This is a genomic window from Arthrobacter sp. Y3221157, from assembly GCF_059089865.1.
On record NZ_JBNHFD010000033.1, the window covers coordinates 17,515 to 35,474 of the forward strand.

General features: G+C 66.7%; 18 protein-coding genes. 14 read left to right on the forward strand and 4 right to left on the reverse strand.

Annotated elements, in window-relative coordinates:
* The first annotated feature begins 1 nt into the window (after position 1).
* The 6 genes from AC5RTT_RS10575 to AC5RTT_RS10600 all read left to right on the forward strand — a co-directional run bounded on the left by AC5RTT_RS10575 (position 2) and on the right by AC5RTT_RS10600 (position 6,927).
* A complete protein-coding gene (locus AC5RTT_RS10575; protein ID WP_494145151.1) occupies positions 2-2,086 on the forward strand; it encodes a bifunctional aldolase/short-chain dehydrogenase in 2,085 nt (694 codons plus the stop codon).
* Positions 2,083-3,540 carry a rhamnulokinase gene (locus tag AC5RTT_RS10580; RefSeq protein ID WP_494145152.1) on the forward strand — a complete coding sequence of 486 codons (1,458 nt, stop codon included), beginning with the start codon at positions 2,083-2,085 and terminating at the stop codon, positions 3,538-3,540. The genes AC5RTT_RS10575 and AC5RTT_RS10580 overlap by 4 nt, the downstream gene beginning before the upstream one ends.
* 115 nt (positions 3,541-3,655) lie before the next feature.
* Positions 3,656-4,981 carry a glycoside-pentoside-hexuronide (GPH):cation symporter gene (locus AC5RTT_RS10585; RefSeq protein WP_494145153.1) on the forward strand — a complete coding sequence of 442 codons (1,326 nt, stop codon included), beginning with the start codon at positions 3,656-3,658 and terminating at the stop codon, positions 4,979-4,981.
* 235 nt (positions 4,982-5,216) lie between these two features.
* The gene (locus tag AC5RTT_RS10590) at positions 5,217-6,326 is read left to right on the forward strand and encodes a 3-deoxy-7-phosphoheptulonate synthase (protein WP_494145154.1); all 1,110 of its coding nucleotides are present in this window, start codon (positions 5,217-5,219) and stop codon (positions 6,324-6,326) included.
* A gap of 141 nt (positions 6,327-6,467) precedes the next feature.
* Positions 6,468-6,677 (forward strand): helix-turn-helix domain-containing protein, encoded by a 210-nt coding sequence (locus AC5RTT_RS10595; RefSeq protein WP_494145155.1) that lies wholly within the window; start codon positions 6,468-6,470, stop codon positions 6,675-6,677.
* Between the two features lie 151 nt (positions 6,678-6,828).
* Positions 6,829-6,927, forward strand: a complete 99-nt coding sequence (locus AC5RTT_RS10600) for a 30S ribosomal protein bS22 (protein ID WP_003792170.1) — start codon at positions 6,829-6,831, stop codon at positions 6,925-6,927.
* A 67-nt stretch (positions 6,928-6,994) separates the two neighbouring features.
* On the opposite strand, the gene AC5RTT_RS10605 is transcribed toward AC5RTT_RS10600, so the two are convergent.
* Complete coding sequence (locus tag AC5RTT_RS10605; protein ID WP_494009994.1) at positions 6,995-7,813, reverse strand: HAD family hydrolase; 819 nt, start codon at positions 7,811-7,813, stop codon at positions 6,995-6,997.
* A gap of 76 nt (positions 7,814-7,889) precedes the next feature.
* Between AC5RTT_RS10605 and AC5RTT_RS10610 the strand changes: the two genes are divergently transcribed.
* Positions 7,890-8,144, forward strand: a complete 255-nt coding sequence (locus AC5RTT_RS10610) for a glutaredoxin family protein (RefSeq protein ID WP_494145156.1) — start codon at positions 7,890-7,892, stop codon at positions 8,142-8,144.
* A 93-nt stretch (positions 8,145-8,237) separates the two neighbouring features.
* Positions 8,238-8,942: a redox-sensing transcriptional repressor Rex gene (locus tag AC5RTT_RS10615; protein ID WP_494145157.1), complete on the forward strand. Its 705-nt coding sequence runs from the start codon at positions 8,238-8,240 to the stop codon at positions 8,940-8,942.
* Between the two features lie 57 nt (positions 8,943-8,999).
* Here the strand turns inward: AC5RTT_RS10615 and AC5RTT_RS10620 are convergent, their stop codons facing one another.
* The 3 genes from AC5RTT_RS10620 to AC5RTT_RS10630 form a co-directional block, all read right to left on the reverse strand.
* Positions 9,000-9,797 carry a hypothetical protein gene (locus AC5RTT_RS10620; protein WP_494145158.1) on the reverse strand — a complete coding sequence of 266 codons (798 nt, stop codon included), beginning with the start codon at positions 9,795-9,797 and terminating at the stop codon, positions 9,000-9,002.
* A gap of 108 nt (positions 9,798-9,905) precedes the next feature.
* Positions 9,906-10,373: a hypothetical protein gene (locus AC5RTT_RS10625; RefSeq protein WP_494145159.1), complete on the reverse strand. Its 468-nt coding sequence runs from the start codon at positions 10,371-10,373 to the stop codon at positions 9,906-9,908.
* Positions 10,374-10,546: 173 nt separating this feature from the next.
* The gene (locus tag AC5RTT_RS10630) at positions 10,547-11,095 is read right to left on the reverse strand and encodes a YceI family protein (RefSeq protein ID WP_494145160.1); all 549 of its coding nucleotides are present in this window, start codon (positions 11,093-11,095) and stop codon (positions 10,547-10,549) included.
* 213 nt (positions 11,096-11,308) lie between these two features.
* Here AC5RTT_RS10630 and AC5RTT_RS10635 point away from each other — a divergent pair, with 213 nt between their 5' ends.
* From AC5RTT_RS10635 to AC5RTT_RS10660, 6 genes are all read left to right on the forward strand, one after another.
* On the forward strand, positions 11,309-11,989 hold the full coding sequence (locus AC5RTT_RS10635) for a histidine phosphatase family protein (protein WP_494145161.1): 681 nt from the start codon (positions 11,309-11,311) through the stop codon (positions 11,987-11,989).
* A gap of 104 nt (positions 11,990-12,093) precedes the next feature.
* Complete coding sequence (locus AC5RTT_RS10640) at positions 12,094-12,633, forward strand: TlpA family protein disulfide reductase (RefSeq protein ID WP_494145165.1); 540 nt, start codon at positions 12,094-12,096, stop codon at positions 12,631-12,633.
* 7 nt (positions 12,634-12,640) lie between these two features.
* Positions 12,641-13,396, forward strand: a complete 756-nt coding sequence (locus AC5RTT_RS10645) for a cytochrome c biogenesis CcdA family protein (RefSeq protein ID WP_494145162.1) — start codon at positions 12,641-12,643, stop codon at positions 13,394-13,396.
* Positions 13,396-15,117, forward strand: a complete 1,722-nt coding sequence (resB, locus tag AC5RTT_RS10650) for a cytochrome c biogenesis protein ResB (RefSeq protein ID WP_494145163.1) — start codon at positions 13,396-13,398, stop codon at positions 15,115-15,117. The genes AC5RTT_RS10645 and resB overlap by 1 nt, the downstream gene beginning before the upstream one ends.
* Positions 15,117-16,220 carry a c-type cytochrome biogenesis protein CcsB gene (gene ccsB, locus AC5RTT_RS10655; RefSeq protein ID WP_494010002.1) on the forward strand — a complete coding sequence of 368 codons (1,104 nt, stop codon included), beginning with the start codon at positions 15,117-15,119 and terminating at the stop codon, positions 16,218-16,220. The genes resB and ccsB overlap by 1 nt, the downstream gene beginning before the upstream one ends.
* A 153-nt stretch (positions 16,221-16,373) precedes the next feature.
* On the forward strand, positions 16,374-17,960 hold a 1,587-nt coding region (locus AC5RTT_RS10660; RefSeq protein WP_494145164.1), incomplete at its 3' end, for an Hsp70 family protein.

Genomic DNA, 17,960 nt, shown 5'->3' on the forward strand with positions numbered 1-17,960 from the left:
CATGAACAAGACTGTTGAAGACCTGATCTCACGCTCCAACCGCCTGGGCGCGGACAAGCGGAACACCAACTTCGCCGGCGGCAACACCTCCGCCAAGGGCACCGAGAAGGACCCGGTCACGGGCGAGGACGTCCAGCTGCTCTGGGTCAAGGGCTCCGGCGGGGACCTGGGCACCCTGAAGGCCGAAAACCTCGCGGTGCTGCGGCTGGACCGGCTGAACGCCCTGAAGAACGTCTACCCCGGCGTGGACCGCGAGGACGAGATGGTGGCCGCCTTCGATTACTGCCTCCACGGCAAGGGCGGCGCGGCCCCCTCGATCGATACCGCCATGCACGGGCTGGTGGACGCCGCGCATGTTGACCACCTGCACCCGGATTCCGGCATCGCCATCGCCACCGCGGTGGACGGCGAGGCGCTGACCACCAAGATCTTCGGCAACAAAGTGGTCTGGGTTCCCTGGCGCCGCCCCGGGTTCCAGCTGGGCCTGGACATCGCAGCCATCAAGGACGCCAACCCGGCGGCAATCGGCACCATCCTGGGCGGCCACGGCATCACCGCCTGGGGCGCCACCAGCGAGGAGGCCGAGCAGAACTCGCTGTGGATCATCGACCAGGCCGAAAAGTACATCCGCGAGAACGGCAAGGCCGAGCCCTTCGGGCCCAAGCTGCCCGGCTACGGTCCGCTGCCCGAGGCGGAGCGCCGTGCCAAGGCCGCAGCGCTGGCACCGGTGATCCGCGGCCTGGCCTCCACAGACAAGCCGCAGCTGGGGCACTTCAGCGATGACGCCGTCGTCCTGGACTTCCTCGAAGCTGCCGAACACCCGCGCCTGGGCGCCCTGGGCACCTCCTGCCCGGACCACTTCCTGCGCACCAAGGTCAAGCCGCTGATCCTGGACCTGCCCGCCGACGCCTCGGTGGAGGACTCCATCGCCCGGCTGCACGAGCTGCACGCCGACTACCGCGAGGACTACCAGGCCTATTACGACCGCCACGTCCCCAGCCGCTCCCTAACCTCGCAAGCTCGGCCAGGGGACCCTGCGGCCGTGGGCCCTGCTATCCCGGCGATGCGGGGCGCGGACCCGGCCATCGTGCTGGTCCCGGGCGTGGGTATGTTCTCCTTCGGCGCGAACAAGCAGACCGCCCGGGTTGCCGGTGAGTTCTACATCAACGCGATCAACGTGATGCGCGGCGCTGAGGCGATCTCCACGTACGCCCCGATCGAGGAATCCGAGAAGTTCCGGATTGAGTACTGGGCGCTGGAGGAAGCCAAGCTCGCCCGGATGCCCAAGCCCAAGTCCCACGCCACCCGGATCGCCCTGGTGACCGGTGCGGCGTCGGGAATCGGCAAGGCCATCGCCACCCGCCTCGCCGCGGAAGGCGCCTGCGTGGTCATCGCCGACCTCAACCTTGAGAACGCGCAGAAGGTGGCCGAGGAGCTCGGCGGGCCGGACGTCGCCGTCGGCGTCCAGGCCGACGTGACCGACGAAGCCCAGGTGGCTGCCGCGATCGACGCTGCCGTTCTGGCGTTCGGCGGCGTGGACCTGGTGGTCAACAACGCCGGCCTCTCCATCTCCAAGCCGCTGCTGGAAACCACCGAGAAGGACTGGGACCTGCAGCACAACGTCATGGCAAAGGGCTCGTTCCTGGTGGCCAAGGCCGCGGCCAAGGTGATGATTGCACAGGGCCTGGGCGGGGACATTATCTACATCTCCTCCAAGAACTCCGTGTTCGCGGGCCCGAACAACATCGCGTATTCCGCCACCAAGGCCGACCAGGCCCACCAGGTGCGCCTGCTCGCCGCCGAACTGGGCGAGCACGGCATCCGCGTCAATGGCATCAACCCCGACGGCGTGGTCCGCGGCTCCGGCATCTTCGCCGGCGGCTGGGGTGCCAAGCGCGCAGCGGTCTACGGCGTGGACGAGGAGAAGCTGGGCGAGTACTACGCCCAGCGCACCCTGCTCAAGCGCGAGGTCCTGCCCGAGCACGTGGCCAACGCCGCCGCCGTGCTCACCAGCAATGAACTGTCCCACACCACCGGCCTGCACATCCCCGTGGACGCCGGAGTGGCCGCAGCCTTCCTGCGATGAGCGGGCACGTTTCGAACGCCGACGGCGGCAACCTGTTTGCCGCCGTCGACATCGGCGCCTCCTCCGGCCGGGTCATCCTGGGCCGGGTCGGCAACGGCGGTGTGCAGCTCGAGGTGGTCCACCGCTTCCCCAACGGCGTGGTGGAGATCGACGGCGGCCTCCGCTGGGACTTCGACGCCCTCTTCGCCGAGGTGCTTGAAGGGCTCCGGGCAGCCGCCACCACCGCCGCGGCGCGGGGCGAAAAGATTGCCAGCATCGGCATCGACACCTGGGCCGTGGATTACGGGCTGGTCAACAGCGCCGGGGAGCTCACGGCCCAGCCCTTCAGCTACCGCGACGACCGCAGCCGCGCCGCCGTCGAACCCGTGCACCGCAAGCTCGACCCGGCCCGCCTCTACGGCACCACCGGGCTGCAGTTCCTGCAGTTCAACACCATCTACCAGCTCGCCACCGAGAAGAACCTGGAGGGCCTGCAGGCCCTGCTCATCCCGGACCTGATCGCCTTCCTCCTCACCGGCGCCCGGCGGACCGAGGCTACCAATGCCTCCACCACCGGACTGTTCGACGCCGTGGCGGGGGAATGGGCCACCGAGTTCCTCGCTGCCCTGGACCTGCGGCGGGACCTGTTCCCGCCGCTGATCCAGCCCGGGGAAACCTTCGGAACCCTGCTGCCGGAGATTGCCGGCCAGTTGGGGCTGCCGCAGGACACGACGGTGGTGGCGGTCGGCTCGCACGACACCGCGTCCGCCGTCGCCGCCGTCCCGGCCCAGGAAGAGGACTTCGCCTACGTCTCCTCCGGCACGTGGTCCCTGGTGGGACTCGAGTTGAAGCATCCTGTGCTGACCGAGGCCAGCCGCGAGGCGAACTTCACCAATGAACGCGGCGTGGACGGCACCATCCGCTACTTGCGGAACATGGGCGGCCTCTGGCTGCTGAGCGAATGCCAGCGTACCTGGGCAGCGGAAGGGTTCCGTCCTGGGCTTCCAGCGCTGCTCCAGGCTGCCGCGGCGCTGCCGCCGGGCGGACCGCAGATCAACCCGGACGATCCGTACTTTATTGCCCCGGACAACATGCCGGAGCGGATCCGGGCCTCTGTCCGCCGGATCGGCGACGTCCTGCCGGACGACTCGGCGGCCATCACCCGCTGCATCATGGACAGCCTCGCCGCCGGTTATGCCCGAACGATCCGTGACGCCGAGAAGCTCGCGGACCGTGCCGTGGAAGCGGTGCACGTGGTGGGCGGCGGCTCGCAGAACCAGTTGCTCTGCCAGCTCACAGCAGATGTGACGGGCCGGAAAGTGGTGGCCGGACCGGTTGAAGCCACCGCCCTTGGCAACGTCCTGGTCCAGGCGCGGGCGGCCGGTGCGGTGACCGGCGGCCTGGCCGAACTGCGCGCCCTGGTGGCGGCCAGCAGCCCGCTCCAGGTCTTCGCCCCGCAGCTCACACGGTTGTAGCAATCCGCCGGCAAACGCCGCGGATCCGGCGGTTCCTGTTTCTGCGGACGATTCTGGGGTAAGTTCCTTTCTGCGGCTGTGAGAAAACGGTTTCCGGCGGCAGGGACGGGAACACATGAAACAACTCAGCAGGCTCGGCATTGTGGGCTACGGGGCAGGCGACGCCGCCAACAGCATGATCATCAGCACCGCGAACATGTTCCTGCTGGTGTATTACACGGACGTGGCAGGAATTGGCGCCGCTGCCGCCGGGACCCTGCTGGTGGTGGCGCGGGTGTTCAACGCCTTCACGGACATTGCCGCCGGACGCATCGTGGACCGCGTGCACAGCAGGCGGTGGGGCAAATTCCGGCCCTACCTGATGTTCGGCTTCATCCCGCTCCTGCTCAGTGCGGCGGTTTTCCACGTCCCTGAGGCGGACCCTGGGGTGAAGCTGTTGTACGCGTACTGCACCTACGGCCTGGTGTGCCTGGCCTACAGCCTGGTGAACGTGCCCTACGGCTGCCTGGTGGGAGCCATGACCCAGGACCCGCGGGAACGGGCCCGGCTGGCCGGGGCCCGGACCATCGGCGGTCTGTCGGTGGGGGCAACGCTTGGCTTCTTCGTTGCCCCGCTGCTCGGCGCAGGCGGGGACATGCAGGAGATCTTCACGGTCATGACGCTGGTTTTCGCGGCTGTGGGGTCAGGGCTGTACGCGTTCACCGGGATTGCCTGCCGGGAACGGATCGCCGGCAGCGTTCCCACCATTACGCTGCTCCAAAGTGTGGGCGCGCTGAAAGCCAATTCCCCGCTGGTGGTCCTCTGCGTCAGTTCGGTGCTGTTCGTCACCGGCGCCAGCGCCACCGGAGCCGCACAGTTCTTCTACCTCCGCGATGTCCTGTCCCGGGTGGACCTGTTTCCGGTCATGGCGGCCGCGCAGGTTGCCATCACCCTGGCGCTCGCCGTCGTGATGCCGCGCATCGTGGCCCGGTGGGGCAAGAAAGCTGTTTACGCGGCCGGCGGCTGCACCGGGGCACTGGGTGGCCTGCTGGTCTTCCTGGTTCCGGCAACCCTGCCGTGGCTTGCCGTTGCAGGCATCGTGCTGGCCATGCTGTCGTCCGCGTCGGTGGGCATTGTGACCTGGGCTCTGATTGCCGACACGGTGGAGTACGGCGAGTGGAAGACCGGCGTGCGCGTGCAGGGCATCAACTATGCGCTCCTGGCGGCAACCCGGAAGCTGGGCATGGGCTTCGGCGGGGGAGTGGTGGCCTTCTCCCTGGCCTGGGGCGGCTATGCGTCAGCGGCTGCGGCGCAGTCGGACGCTGCCCTCTTTGCCATCAGAGCCGCCGCGGGACTGCTGCCCGGTGCACTGACCCTGGCAGCAGCGGCAGCAATGTACTGGTACCGCCTCACCGATAAGAGACATGCGGAGCTGGTGGCAGGCCTGCAGGAATCACGCTAGCTGGGGTGGAATGTGACGCAGCCGATTTTGCAGTCCTGTCCGGCGGGGTTATGGTCTTTCCCATGACTAACCGTTGGTATGCGTATTTTTCGTTGGCTCTGGAGGGGCCCGCGTCTAACTGACACGCATCCAACCACCTTCAGAGCCAACAGGGCAGAGATCATTCTCTGCCCTTCGCCGTTTCTCCGGCGGGTTCTGAACTGGGCCCGCTTCCCATCTGGAACAGGACCCGAACATGAGCACCGCAACAGCAGCAGCCGCAAAATCCACCTCGAACCTGCGGGTCAGCGAATTCACTGCGCTGCCCGCCCCTTCCGAACTCATCGCAGAACTTCCCCTGGACGCCCGCGTGGCGGACGTCGTCGAACGCGGACGCGATGAAGTCCGCGCCATCATGGACGGCGTTGACGACCGCCTGCTGGTCATCGTCGGCCCCTGCTCCATCCATGACCCCAAGGCAGGGCTCGAATACGCCCGCCGGCTGGTCAGCCAGGCCGAGAAGCACAAGGCAGACCTGCTGATCGTCATGCGGGCCTACTTCGAAAAGCCCCGCACCACCGTGGGCTGGAAGGGCCTGATCAACGATCCCCGGCTGGACGGCAGCCACGACATGGTCACCGGCCTGCGGACAGCCCGGCACTTCCTGCAGCAGGTCACAGCCCTGGGGCTGCCCACCGCCACCGAATTCCTCGAGCCCATCAGCCCGCAGTACATGGCGGACCTGATCTCCTGGGGCGCCATCGGGGCGCGCACCACGGAAAGCCAGATCCACCGGCAGCTCGCCTCCGGCCTGTCCATGCCCATCGGCTTCAAGAACGGGACCGACGGCGACCTCCAGGTGGCCATCGATGCCTGCGGTGCATCTGCGGCGGCGCAGGCATTCCTGGGCATCGACGGCGAAGGCCGGGCGGCGCTGGTGGCTACTGCCGGCAACCCGGACACCCATGTGATTCTGCGCGGCGGGCGGAAGGGCCCCAACTACTCTGCAGCCGACGTCGAAGCCGCCTCGGCGAAGCTGGCCGGGAAGCAGCTGAACCCGCGGCTGATCGTGGACGCCAGCCACGCCAACAGCGGCAAGAGCCACCACCGGCAGGCAGAGGTGGCGCTCGAAATCGGCGCACAGCTTGAGGATGGCGGCACCTCCGCCCAGGCCATTGCCGGCGTCATGCTGGAGAGCTTCCTGGTGGGCGGGGCCCAGAACCTGGATGTTGCCGGGCACGCGGCGGGCCGGGACGAGCTGGTGTACGGCCAGAGCGTCACCGATGCCTGCATGGAGTGGGACGTGACCGCATCGGTCCTGGACCAGTTGGCGGCGTCTGCACGGAAGCGGCGTGCGGTGAAATAGGGGAGCGCACTACTTTCACATCTGCCACAGGAACATCTAGAGTATCTAGGTAAGTGGTTGGTGGATGGCTCAGCATCGGAACACCGCATTGGCATGTACCTGGGGTCACTGTTGTCCATCCGTCAGCAAAGGAATAGGGAAATGTCGGAACAGAACTTCTCCAACGCGAAGTTCCTCACCGTGGCTGAAGTAGCCCAGGTCATGCGCGTCTCCAAAATGACTGTGTACCGCCTGGTGCACTCCGGTGAAATGCCCGCGGTGCGCTTTGGCCGCTCCTACCGGGTCCCTGAGAACGCCGTCGAGCAGTACCTCAAGGGTGCTGTGGTGGAGGGCCACACCGAGACCGGCTGAGGAGGCCTGTCAAAGGCCGCTCCGGATAGGCGGTACCCTGTTAAGGAACGATTTACGTCATTGTAAGAATCTGTCAGTTGTTCAGTTCGTAGCTTCGTCCACGGACCCGTTCCAGCAGGCAGGTACTGCATCTAGTTTGTAAGGAACTTTCGTGGGTTCAGTAATTAAGAAGCGTCGCAAGCGTATGGCCAAGAAGAAGCACCGCAAGCTGCTTCGCAAGACCCGTCACCAGCGCCGCAACAAGAAGTAGCAATACTTCGAACAGCGTGAATGCCCGTCGCCTTCCAGGCGGCGGGCATTTCTTTGTTCTCGGCTACCTAGATGCGCGGGCCGCGGATGCGGGCGAAGCCCTTCCACAGGCCGTAGACCGCCCCGCCGGCGGTGGCTGCCTTGAGGCCGAACGTTGCGGCGCGCCGTCCCGCCCGGAAGTCGTAGACGGGCCAGTTGTTGTCGCGGGCGTGGCGGCGGAGCCGGACGTCCGGATTAATCGCAACGGGATGGCCAACCAGCGAGAGTAGTGGAATGTCGTTATAGGAATCGCTGTAGGCCCAGCAGCGCTTGAGGTCCAGGTCCTCGGCGTCGGCGATGGCCCGGACGGCCACGGCCTTGGCGGACCCGTGCAGGATGTCGCCCACCAGGCGGCCGGTGTACATGCCCTCCGATATTTCGCCCACCGTGCCAAGCGCGCCGGTGAGGCCCAGGCGGGTGGAAATGACCGTTGCCACTTCGATGGGGGTGGCCGTGACCAGCCAGACACGGCGGCCCACCCGCAGGTGCTGCTCTGCCAGCGCCTTGGCTCCGGGCCAGATCCGTGACGCGATCATCTCGTCGTAGACTTCCTCGCCCAATGCCTTGATGTCATCGACGGTGATGCCGGCGGCCAGTGTCAGGGCGGAATCACGGACGGCATGGACGTCGTCGATATTCTCGCCCCGCGCCATGAACTTCAACTGCTTCCACGCGAAGCCGGCGGCCTGGGCCATGGTGAAGGCGCCGCGCTGGTGCATCTTGCGCGCCACGTGGAACAGGCTGGCCCCGCGCATGAGCGTGTTGTCGACGTCGAAGAAGGCCGCCTCGCCCGGTTGTGGCGCAGCAACCGGCTTGGTGACTACGGCAACGTACTTCTCCTCGGGCATGGACTCGAGTCTAGTCAATCCAGTGGGACGAAGCCGTCGGCGTGCCCGGCACCGCGAACGGGGCTACGGTTAAGCCATGGCCATCCCCCGCGTCGTCCTCCTTACCAAAGCCAATTGCCACCTTTGCGAGGAAGCGCGCGACGCCGTTTCGCGGGTCACTGCCTCGCTGGGCCTTGAGTGGACGGAAGAGTTGGTGGACCAGCAGCCGGAGCTGCGGGACCGCTACGCGGAGGAGATACCGGTGGTGCTGGTGGACGGGGTGCAGCGCGACTTCTGGAAGATCGACGAAGCCCGCCTGGAACGCGTCCTCCAGCGCGCCATGGCACAGTAAACGGGGGAGCGTTGCGCTTGATTGCACCTGCTTTGTGGGCACCGGCGGGAGGGCTCTAGAGTGGAGTCACAACGCGACTCAAGGGAGGGGCTGGTGACTTCGCTGGACTCGACTCCACAGGCTGTCCCGGATCTTCCGGACGCCGCGGGTACCCCGGCCAAACAGATTCCGCCCGCAGCCGTGGCCCGGCTGACGCTCTACCTGCGCGCCCTGAACACCCTGCTTGCCGACGGAGTGGAGCGCGTCTCCTCCGAGTCCCTCGCCGAAGCCTCAGGCGTCAGCTCCTCCACACTGCGCAAGGACCTGTCCCATGTGGGCTCCTACGGCACCCGCGGAGTGGGTTACGAGGTGCAGTACCTCAGCCGCCATATCGCTGCTGCCCTCGGCCTCACCCACGACTGGAAAGTGGCGATAGTCGGCGCCGGCAACCTGGGCAAGGCCCTGGCACGCTACGGTGGCTTCGAATCCCGCGGGTTCGACGTCGTGGCCATTTTTGACGCGGACCCGATGGTGGTGGGCAACGAAGTGGGATGGCTGCGCGTCAGCGATGTTGCGGACCTGGAAAAGGTCCTGCACCGCACCGGAGCCAACATGGTGGTGCTGGCGCTCCCGGCGGCCGTGGCCCAGGACGTATGCGACAGGGTGGTGGCCGCCGGCGTGCACAGCGTGCTGAGCTTCGCCCCTGTCATGCTGCAGGTTCCCGAAGGGGTCAATCTGCGCAAGGTGGACATGGCCACCGAACTGCAGATCCTGGCCTACCACGCGCAGCGGGCGCAGGCTCCGGGGCAGACTGCGTAGGTACAGAAAACGGCCCGGGATGCATTGCGCTTCCCGGGCCGCTTTCGTTAGCAGGTATTACCGGCCGTACGGGTTTCCAAAGCCGCCGCCGTACGGGTTGGCGAACGGCTGCTGCTTGCGGAAATAGGGAGCAGCAGCGGGCAGGTACAGCAGGACGATGGCGGCGATCCCCAGCAGGGTGCCCAGGGTTCCGATGGTGGGTGGACCGAACAGCCCGAAGATGGACAGGGCCGCGAACACCGTGCCCAGGATGCGGGCCCAGTTCTTGCCCTTGCGGACGAAGAAGGCCACCAGCAGGTACAGGCCTGCGCCGATGATGGCGAACACCATCAGGGTGCCGGCGATGATGCCTTTAATGTCCTCGTACGTGACTCCCGTGGCGCCGCCGGCTTCCATCTGGTCCTCGAAGGTCTGGCGGAACAGCGGGTCGTCCAGCTGGGTAAGGCCCGTCAGCAGGGAGACCACGAAGATTACCGCGGACGCAATCAACAGCCAGAAGGAGATGTTAACGAGCTGGGGCACGCCATTGGCGCCGGAAGGCTGCGGCTGCTCCGACGGGTACTGGGCGTACGGGGACTGGCCGTAGGACGACTGGCCGAACGGCTGCTGGCCGTAGCCGGGAGCCTGCGGCGGGTTCTGCCCATACTGCGGTGCGTTTTGTCCGTACTGCGGGGCCGACGGCGGCTGGGAACCATACTGCGGCGCGTTCTGCCCGTACTGCGGCGGGTTTTGCCCGTACTGGGGTGCGTTCTGCCCGTACTGCGGAGCGTTTTCACCGTAGCGGGGCTGGTTGCCGGGCTGGTTTCCGGACTGGTCATCGTTGGGTACGGGCGGCGGGACTGGAGGAGTGCTCATGAGCGGTCCTTCTGCAGGTCGGATTCCAGGGAGGCTGCCGGGACCGGTCCTGCGCCGACCCCCAGCAAGGCTTAAGTCCACCGTACCCCCGGGCTGGCGCCTTGTGGGTCATTCTGCCGAGGTATTCCGCGCCGCGGCGGCGGCGAACCAGGCCTGCGCATTCGGCAGCCACATCAGCACTGTTGCCGCCAGGCTGACCAGGAAGGCTGTCCAGTTTCCGGCACCCTGCCCCATGCCCGATGCCGTATTAACTCCGGCCAGGACCAGGGTGATCCCGGCAAGCACCGTCAGGGCCACCCGCGCCCAGTTCCGGCCGGCTTTCATCTTGACGGCGAAGACCATCTGCGCGGCCCCAACGGCGGCGGCCAGCAGCATCAGGGCGACGACGGCTGCAGCGGCCGCGGGCGCGGCGGCAAAGAGCACCAGGGATGCCAGCATCCCCAGGAGCCCGCCCATCACGGCAAGGACCCCGCCCACAAACCAGATCCAGAATGAGACCTTAATTTCGACGGGCCGGCCGGCGACTGAAAACAGCACGCCCAAGCCGCTCTGCGGCAGGCGGGAAGAGTTGGTCATGGCGTTCACTGTAGTCCCGCCCGGCGGTGTCAGGCCGAGGCTCGGTGGGCAGGACTGCTCCCGTGCAAGGGGCGACGGCTTGATTGGGCAGGCCGGGACGACGGACGCCATTAATACGGAAACCTCCGGCGCCGGGCCATTGGCCGGTGCCGGAGGTTGTTCCGGGGGGCTGCTTACGCGGCGGGAGCGATGAACGCCAGTTCCAGGTTGATGGCAACCTTGTCGCTGACCAGGACACCGCCGGTTTCCAGGACGGCGTTCCAGGTGAGGCCGAAGTCCTTGCGGCTGATGGTGGTCTCGGCGGAAACACCGGCGCGGGTGTTGCCGAACGGGTCAACGGCCACGCCGTTGAATTCGGTCTCCAGTGTCACCGGGCGGGTGACGCCCTTGATGGTGAGGTCGCCGTTCAGTTCGTAGCTGTTGCCCTTGGCGACCAGGCCGTTGGAGACGAAGGAGATTTCCGGGAACTTCTCCACGTCGAAGAAGTCCTCGCCCTTGACGTGGCCGTCGCGGTTGGCGTCGCCGGAGTTGAAGCTGGCGGTGTTGATGGTGGCCTCGATCCTGGCATCGGCCACATCCTCCGCGAGCTGCAGGGTGGCGGCGGCTTCGGTGAACTGGCCGCGGACCTTGCTGATGCCTGCGTGGCGGACGGTGAAGCCGATCTCGCTGTGGGAGTTGTCGAGGGTCCAGGTGCCGGTGGTGATGTCTGCGGGAAGTGCCATGGTGATGCTCCTTGATTCTTGCGTGCCGGGGACGTTGCGTTGAAGCTTCATCTGTTGAAGCCTCAACTATCTTGCTGCATCCAGTATAAACATGCATTTGCATCTTTTGTTCCCGCCTTCGGAACATTTCTTCAAAAACTTCAGTTCTACTCTTTGTAGAAAGCATGTGCGGAAGATTTCGGATCGCACGCCATCTTTGAGAAACTGGTAAACATGCCCCAAGCCACTGTCCATCTGCTCCGTCATGGCGAAGTCCACAATCCGGACGGCGTCCTGTATGGAAGGCTGCCCGAATTCCACCTGTCCGAACTTGGGCGGGAGATGGCCCGCATGCTCGCCGAGCACTTTCGGCAGCGGGTGGAAAACGGTGCCCGGATCACCTACCTGGCCGCTTCGCCGCTGGACCGGGCCCAGGAAACGGCGGCTCCCACCGCGGAGGCGCTGCGCCTGCAAATCCACACCGATGAGCGGATCATCGAGGCCGAAAACTATTTCGAGGGCATGAAGGTCAGCAAGGCCGAGTTGCGCCGGCCCAAGCACTGGCCCCGGCTGGTCAACCCCCTGCGCCCGTCCTGGGGCGAGCCGTACAAGCAGCAGGCCTCGCGGGTGATGGCGGCAGTCCAGGAAGCCCGTCTTCGCGCCATCGAACTTGCGGACGGCGATTTCGGCTCGGCCGGCCCCGAGGCAATCATGGTCAGCCACCAGCTTCCCATCTGGGCAACCCGCCTCAACGCCGAGGGCAAGCCGCTGTGGCATGACCCGCGGAAGCGCCAATGCACCCTGACATCCATCACGTCGCTGGTGTTCGACGACGACGGTACGCTCCTGCGCGTCCAGTACAGCGAACCAGCGGCGTCCCTTCTTCCCGGTGCCGCCAGCACCCCTGGAGCCTAGTAGTGACCGACAGCAATTTCAGGAACACCCCGGCAGGCAAAGGGCCTGTCAGTTCCCGCCGCAGCGTCCTCGCTGCCGGTGGCCTGGCCCTGACCGCCCTGACCATGGGCCTGTCCGGCTGCGCCCAGGAGGACGCCCTGGCGCAGCAGGCGAAGGCCGGGGACAACAAGAACTATGTGGCCGGGGACGGTTCCGTCACGGAGTTCGCCGCGGCGGACCGCAAATCGGCCGTCCAGATCAACGGCACGCTCTTCAACGGCACGGCAGTGGCACCGGCGGATTTCCAGGGCAAGGTGACGGTATTGAACTTCTGGTTCGCCGCCTGCGCCCCGTGCCGGGTTGAAGCGCCCATCCTGGAGGAGCTCCACCAGGAGTTCAGGGACCAGGGCGTGCAGTTCTTCGGCGTCAACCTCCGCGACGAGAAGGCCACCGCCGAGGCGTTCGACAAGACGTTCAACCTGACCTATCCCAGCTTCGACGACAAGGACGGCGGAGTCCTGCTCGCCGTGTCCGGACTGGTCCCGCCGGGGGCCGTACCCACCACGCTGGTGCTGGACAAGGAGGGGCGCGTGGCGTCCCGCGTCCTGGGGGAGATCCAAAAGGGCACCCTCAAGGCCCTCATCGCCGCAGCCGTGGCAGAGTAGCGGACCCGTGAACAGTCCCTTCGCCGAAACCATCCTGAGCGGCTCGCTGCTCCTGGCCATACCCGTGGCCCTGCTCGCGGGACTGGTTTCCTTCCTTTCGCCCTGCGTCCTGCCCCTGGTCCCCGGCTACCTGGGCTACGTCACGGGCCTCAGCGGCGTAGACCTGCAGAAGCAGAAGCGTGGCCGCATGCTGGTGGGCATCGGGCTGTTCGTCCTGGGCTTCTCCGTGATCTTCGTGCTCCTGGGCGGTGCCTTCGGCCAGTTGGGAACCCTCATCACGGGCTCCCAGAATGCCTGGATCACGCAGCTGCTTGGCCTCCTGGTGATCGTCATGGGTGTGGTGTTCATGGGCGGTTTCAGCTGGCTGCAGCGCGATGCGAAAATCCATGCCAAGCCGCCGGCAGGCCTGTGGGGCGCGCCGCTGCTGGGCCTGACCTTCGGGCTGGGCTGGGCGCCCTGCATCGGCCCCACCTACTCCGCCGTGCAGCTGCTGAGCCTCTCCGGCGGTTCCTCCGCCGCCAAGGGTGCGTTCCTTGCCTTCGTCTACAGCCTGGGGCTGGGCATCCCGTTCCTGCTGATCGCCCTCGCCCTGCGCCGTGGCATGGGCGTGATGGCGTTCTTCCGCAAGCACCGCCTGGCCATCCAGCGCATCGGCGGCGGCATCCTGGTGGTCCTGGGCCTGCTGATGGCCACCGGGGTGTGGGGAGCTTGGGTGACCGAGCTGCAGTACTGGTTCCAAACCGACGTGAAGTTGCCAATCTGATGAGCGAGCGTGTGAACGTAGAGAAGAAGTCCCCGGCCGAGGCAGGCGGCAACGAGCCCGGCGCCAAAGTCCTGGAGGCCAAGGCCGGAGCCGCGCTGCCCGCCCTGGGCCCCAAGGAAATGCTGCGCTGGGCGTGGACCCAGCTGACCAGCATGCGGACGGCCCTGTTCCTGCTGCTGCTCCTGGCTGTCGCCGCGGTCCCGGGCTCGCTCTTCCCGCAGCGCCCGGCCAACCCGGCCGTGGTGACCCAGTACATCAAGGACAACCCGGACTACGGCAAGCTGCTGGACTCCCTGCAGCTCTACGACGTGTATTCCTCGGCATGGTTCTCGGCCATCTACCTGCTGCTGTTCATCTCCCTCATCGGTTGCGTGGTGCCCCGCGCCATCGCCCATTACAAGGCGATGCGCTCCCAGCCGCCGCGCACCCCCAAGCGACTCTCCCGCCTGCCCGAGTACGGCACACTGGTCATTCCCGCCTCCGCGGGAATCCCGGCGTCGGACGCCATCCACGGTGCCGCCGGGCTGCTGCGGAAGCGCGGCTACCGCGTTGAAGTGAGGGACGACGACGGCGCACGGCCGTCTTTGGGTGCCGAACGCGGCTTCCTGAAGGAAGTGGGCAACCTCGTCTTCCACACCTCCCTGATCGGCGTGCTGGTTTCGGTGGCAATTGGAGGACTGTTCGGCTACAGCGGCCAGCGGATCCTCGTGGAGGGCGACACCTTCGTCAACACCCTGGTGGGTTACGACCAGTTCAACCCGGGCACCAACTTCCAGTCCAGCCAGCTGCAGCCGTACTCCATCCAGCTGGACAAGTTCGACATCACCTTCGACCGCGAGTCCCAGGGCAAGTTCGGCCAGCCCATCGACTTCGCCGCCGCCGTGACCACACGGGAAAACCCGGACGCGCCCGCCAAGCAGGAGACCCTGAAGGTGAACGACCCCGTCACCCTGGGCGGCACCAGCATCTACCTCACCGGCAACGGGTACGCGCCCGTGGTGACCATCCGGGACGGGGAGGGCAACATCGCCATGCAGGGGCCCGTGGTGGCCAAGCTGCAAGGGGATAATTACTACTCGTCCGTGGTTATCAAGGTCCCCGATGCCAGGCCGGACCAGCTGGGCTTCGCAGGCTTCTTCCTCCCCACCGCGTTCGTCACGGATGAGGGCGTGTCCTTCAGCGGGGACCCGGAGCTCTTCAACCCGCAGCTGAGCCTGAACTCCTACTTTGGAGACCTTGGCCTGGACGACGGCGCTCCGCAGAACGTCTTCGAGCTGGACGTGGAGGACCTGACGCCGCTGAATGCCCGCAACCTTGATGCCGGTGGCATCACCCTGGGGCCCGGAACTTCCTACACCCTGCCGGACGGCAAGGGCAGCATCAGCTTCGACGGCGTGAAGCGCTACATCGGCGTGGACATCCACCACAATCCCGGCCAGCTGTACGCCCTGATCTTTGCGCTGCTCGCTGTTGCCGGCCTGATCCTCTCCCTGTACGTCAACCGCCGTCGTGCGTGGGTCCGCACCGGAACCCACGAAGACGGCCGGACCATGGTGGAGTACGGGCTCCTGGCCCGCGGTGAGGACCACCGCCTGGCCGCCGAGGCTGCCACCCTCCGCAAGCTGTTCTCCACCGAATGGCGGCTGCCAGGGGACGCGCCCGCAGAACCTTCCTCCGTAACCACCCCAGCAGGCCCCTCCGGGCCCGAAAAGGACCAGTAATGCCGTTCGGAATCAACGAGACCATGGGCCAGTACAGCGAGCTCTTCATGCTGCTGGCGGCGGGCACCTACACGGTTGCCTTCATCGCCTTCGCCTGGGACCTCGCCAAGAGCAGCAAGGCGCTGCGGGCCATCGACCTCAAGGCCGCGCAGGCTGAAGAAGCAGTCAAAGTTCCGGTAGCAGCCGGGGCAGGGGCAGAGTCCTCAGCTGCCGGATCCCGCCCTGATGAGGCTCGCCTTGGCGGGCCTGCAGGCCGGGCCGAGCGGCCGTCGTCGTCCACGGCCAAAGCGGCCGGTGCCGGGGGAGTGGTCACGGCCGACGCCGACATGAAGTATGCGGCCGAGCGCCGCGCTCCCGCCCGGGTAGCGGTAGCCCTGACCGTCCTCGGTGCGCTGATCCACGGTGCGGGCGTGGTGACCCGGGCGCTCGGCGCGGGGCGCGTGCCGTGGGGCAACATGTACGAGTTCCTGACCACCGGCGCGTTCGTGGCGATTGCCGTGTTCCTCCTGGTCCTGGTCCGGCGGGACCTCCGGTTCCTGGGAACGTTCGTGGTGGGCCTGGCCATCATCATGCTGGTGGCTGCCTCTGTGGCCTACTGGACACCGGTCGGGCACCTGGTTCCCGCCCTGCAGAGCTACTGGCTGATCATCCACGTCTCCATCGCCGTGCTCTCATCAGCGCTGTTCACGCTGACCTTCGCCATGTCCGCCCTGCAGCTGGTCCAGTCCCACCGGCAGAAGACGGTGGCTGCCGGCGGCGCCGACAAGCTCGGCTTCATGCGCCTGGTGCCCTCCGCGCTCAGCCTGGAGAACCTGTCCTACCGGATCAACGCCATCGCCTTCATCGGCTGGACCTTCACGCTGATGTTCGGCGCCATCTGGGCGGAGAAGGCCTGGGGACGCTTCTGGGGCTGGGATACCAAGGAAGTCTGGACGTTCGTTATCTGGGTGGTCTACGCCGGTTACCTGCACGCCCGGGCCACCCGCGGCTGGACGGGCAACAGGGCGGCCTGGCTCTCGATCGTGGGCTACCTCTGCGTGATCTTCAACTTCACCATCGTGAACCAGTTCTTTAACGGCCTCCACTCCTACTCGGGCCTCTGAACAGGGGATTCTCCGGAAAGCCCGGAGTGGCCCGGGCAAATAACAATTCGATGTAGCAATAGGGGTGTTCCCGGTCCTCCGGTGATGCTACGTTGGTGAGGTTCGCCCGTGATGAAGTTTGCAGGCGGAACGCAAGTATGCCTGAGGTACCCCATGAGCTACGTTCTCGCCATTGACGTCGGGACCAGTTTCACGGCAGCCGCCGTTGTCCGTTTTCAGCAGGGGATCAAACCCATTCCGGAGTGCCTTCCCCTGGGTCTACGCGGGTCTGCTGTGCCATCCGTGGTGTACTACCCGGAGGAGGGCCCCATCCTGGTGGGGGAGGCAGCAGAGCGCCGTGGCCTCGATTCCCCCGGCCGCATGGTGCGGGAGTTCAAGCGCCGGATTGGCGATTCCGTCCCGATTTCCGCGGGCACGTTGTCCCTTCCGCCCGAAGACGTCTTTGCCACCATGGCCCGCTGGGTGGCGGACCGGGCAGCGGAACGGGAGGGGGAGCCGCCGTCGGAAATCATCCTGACCCACCCCGCCGCCTGGGGCAGCCACCGCACGTCCGTGGTCCGGGACGCCCTCGCGGCCCACGGCCTGCCAAACGTCACGCTGCTGGCTGAGCCCGAGGCGGCTGCGCTGCACTACGCATCGCAGGTCCGGGTGGAGGACGGCAGTACGGTGGCGGTCTACGACCTCGGCGGCGGGACCTTCGATACCGCTGTCCTCCGCAAAACCGGCAGCAACCGGTTCGAGGTGCTGGGACGGCCGGAAGGCATTGAGGACCTCGGCGGCGCCGATTTTGACGCCGCAGTATTCCGCTTTGTGGCCGGAAACACCGGCGAAGCCATGGCCGGCCTGGACGCCGAAGACCCCAACGTGCTCGCGGCGCTGGCCCGGCTGCGGCGGGAATGCGTGGAAGCCAAGGAAGCCTTGTCCTCGGACAGCGAGACCAGCATCTCCGTGCTCCTGCCCGGCCTCCAGCAGCAGGTCCGCCTGGTCCGGTCCGAGTTCGAGGCACTGATCGAGGAACCGGTCCGCGATACCGTAGACGCCTTGGAACAGTCGCTGGCTCAGCTGGAGCTGGAACCTGCAGACCTCACCGCCGTCCTGCTCATCGGTGGTTCCTCCCGGATCCCGCTGGTGGCGCAGCTGATCTCCGAACAGCTGGACCGGCCCATCGCCGTCGATGCCGATCCCAAATCCTCCATCTGCCTCGGGGCCGCCGTGTCCGCGGTACTGGCACTGCCGGAGGCTGCTCCCGCGGCGGCCGTGGAGCCGGAAGCCGAAGCCACGGACCCCGTCGCAGGGGGCAGTCATTTGCCGGTCCGGCCGGCCAGCTGGTCCCGGAAGGGACCGGAGGCGGCTGCCGCTGCCGTCCACGGTCCCGGGCACGGACACCACGGCGGGGCGCATGCTCCGAAGCCGACAGTGCGGCTGACCGCCATCGCAGCCGCCGCCGCCATGCTCACTGTGCTGACGGCCACAGCAGCCCAGAGCCCCGAGGGGCTCGGCGGCCTGACGTCCATCTTCGTTCCCAAGGCCGGCGCCGATAACGGCAAAGCCGGTGCCGCGGCGGCAGGCGGGGACGGCGTCGAAACCGGAGGTGCAGCGGTGGGGGCGGCTGGTGACGCACAATTACCCTTGGCAGGCATCGACGCCGGAGTGAAAAAGCCGGCACCCTCGCCAAGCGCCGGCCTCGAGGTCGAGGCGTCGCCCACCAGCCGTCCTTCCGCCAGCGCGACCGCCGAGAGC

Excerpts from the sequence above, each read along its gene's own strand:
- AC5RTT_RS10575 (WP_494145151.1), top strand. The coding sequence starts at position 2 with ATGAACAAGACTGTTGAAGACCTGATCTCACGCTCCAACCGCCTGGGC.
- AC5RTT_RS10580 (WP_494145152.1), top strand. The coding sequence starts at position 2,083 with ATGAGCGGGCACGTTTCGAACGCCGACGGCGGCAACCTGTTTGCCGCC.
- AC5RTT_RS10585 (WP_494145153.1), top strand. The coding sequence starts at position 3,656 with ATGAAACAACTCAGCAGGCTCGGCATTGTGGGCTACGGGGCAGGCGAC.
- AC5RTT_RS10590 (WP_494145154.1), top strand. The coding sequence starts at position 5,217 with ATGAGCACCGCAACAGCAGCAGCCGCAAAATCCACCTCGAACCTGCGG.
- AC5RTT_RS10595 (WP_494145155.1), top strand. The coding sequence starts at position 6,468 with ATGTCGGAACAGAACTTCTCCAACGCGAAGTTCCTCACCGTGGCTGAA.
- AC5RTT_RS10605 (WP_494009994.1), bottom strand. The coding sequence starts at position 7,813 with ATGCCCGAGGAGAAGTACGTTGCCGTAGTCACCAAGCCGGTTGCTGCG.
- AC5RTT_RS10610 (WP_494145156.1), top strand. The coding sequence starts at position 7,890 with ATGGCCATCCCCCGCGTCGTCCTCCTTACCAAAGCCAATTGCCACCTT.
- AC5RTT_RS10620 (WP_494145158.1), bottom strand. The coding sequence starts at position 9,797 with ATGAGCACTCCTCCAGTCCCGCCGCCCGTACCCAACGATGACCAGTCC.
- AC5RTT_RS10625 (WP_494145159.1), bottom strand. The coding sequence starts at position 10,373 with ATGACCAACTCTTCCCGCCTGCCGCAGAGCGGCTTGGGCGTGCTGTTT.
- AC5RTT_RS10630 (WP_494145160.1), bottom strand. The coding sequence starts at position 11,095 with ATGGCACTTCCCGCAGACATCACCACCGGCACCTGGACCCTCGACAAC.
- AC5RTT_RS10635 (WP_494145161.1), top strand. The coding sequence starts at position 11,309 with ATGCCCCAAGCCACTGTCCATCTGCTCCGTCATGGCGAAGTCCACAAT.
- AC5RTT_RS10640 (WP_494145165.1), top strand. The coding sequence starts at position 12,094 with ATGGGCCTGTCCGGCTGCGCCCAGGAGGACGCCCTGGCGCAGCAGGCG.
- resB (WP_494145163.1), top strand. The coding sequence starts at position 13,396 with ATGAGCGAGCGTGTGAACGTAGAGAAGAAGTCCCCGGCCGAGGCAGGC.
- ccsB (WP_494010002.1), top strand. The coding sequence starts at position 15,117 with ATGCCGTTCGGAATCAACGAGACCATGGGCCAGTACAGCGAGCTCTTC.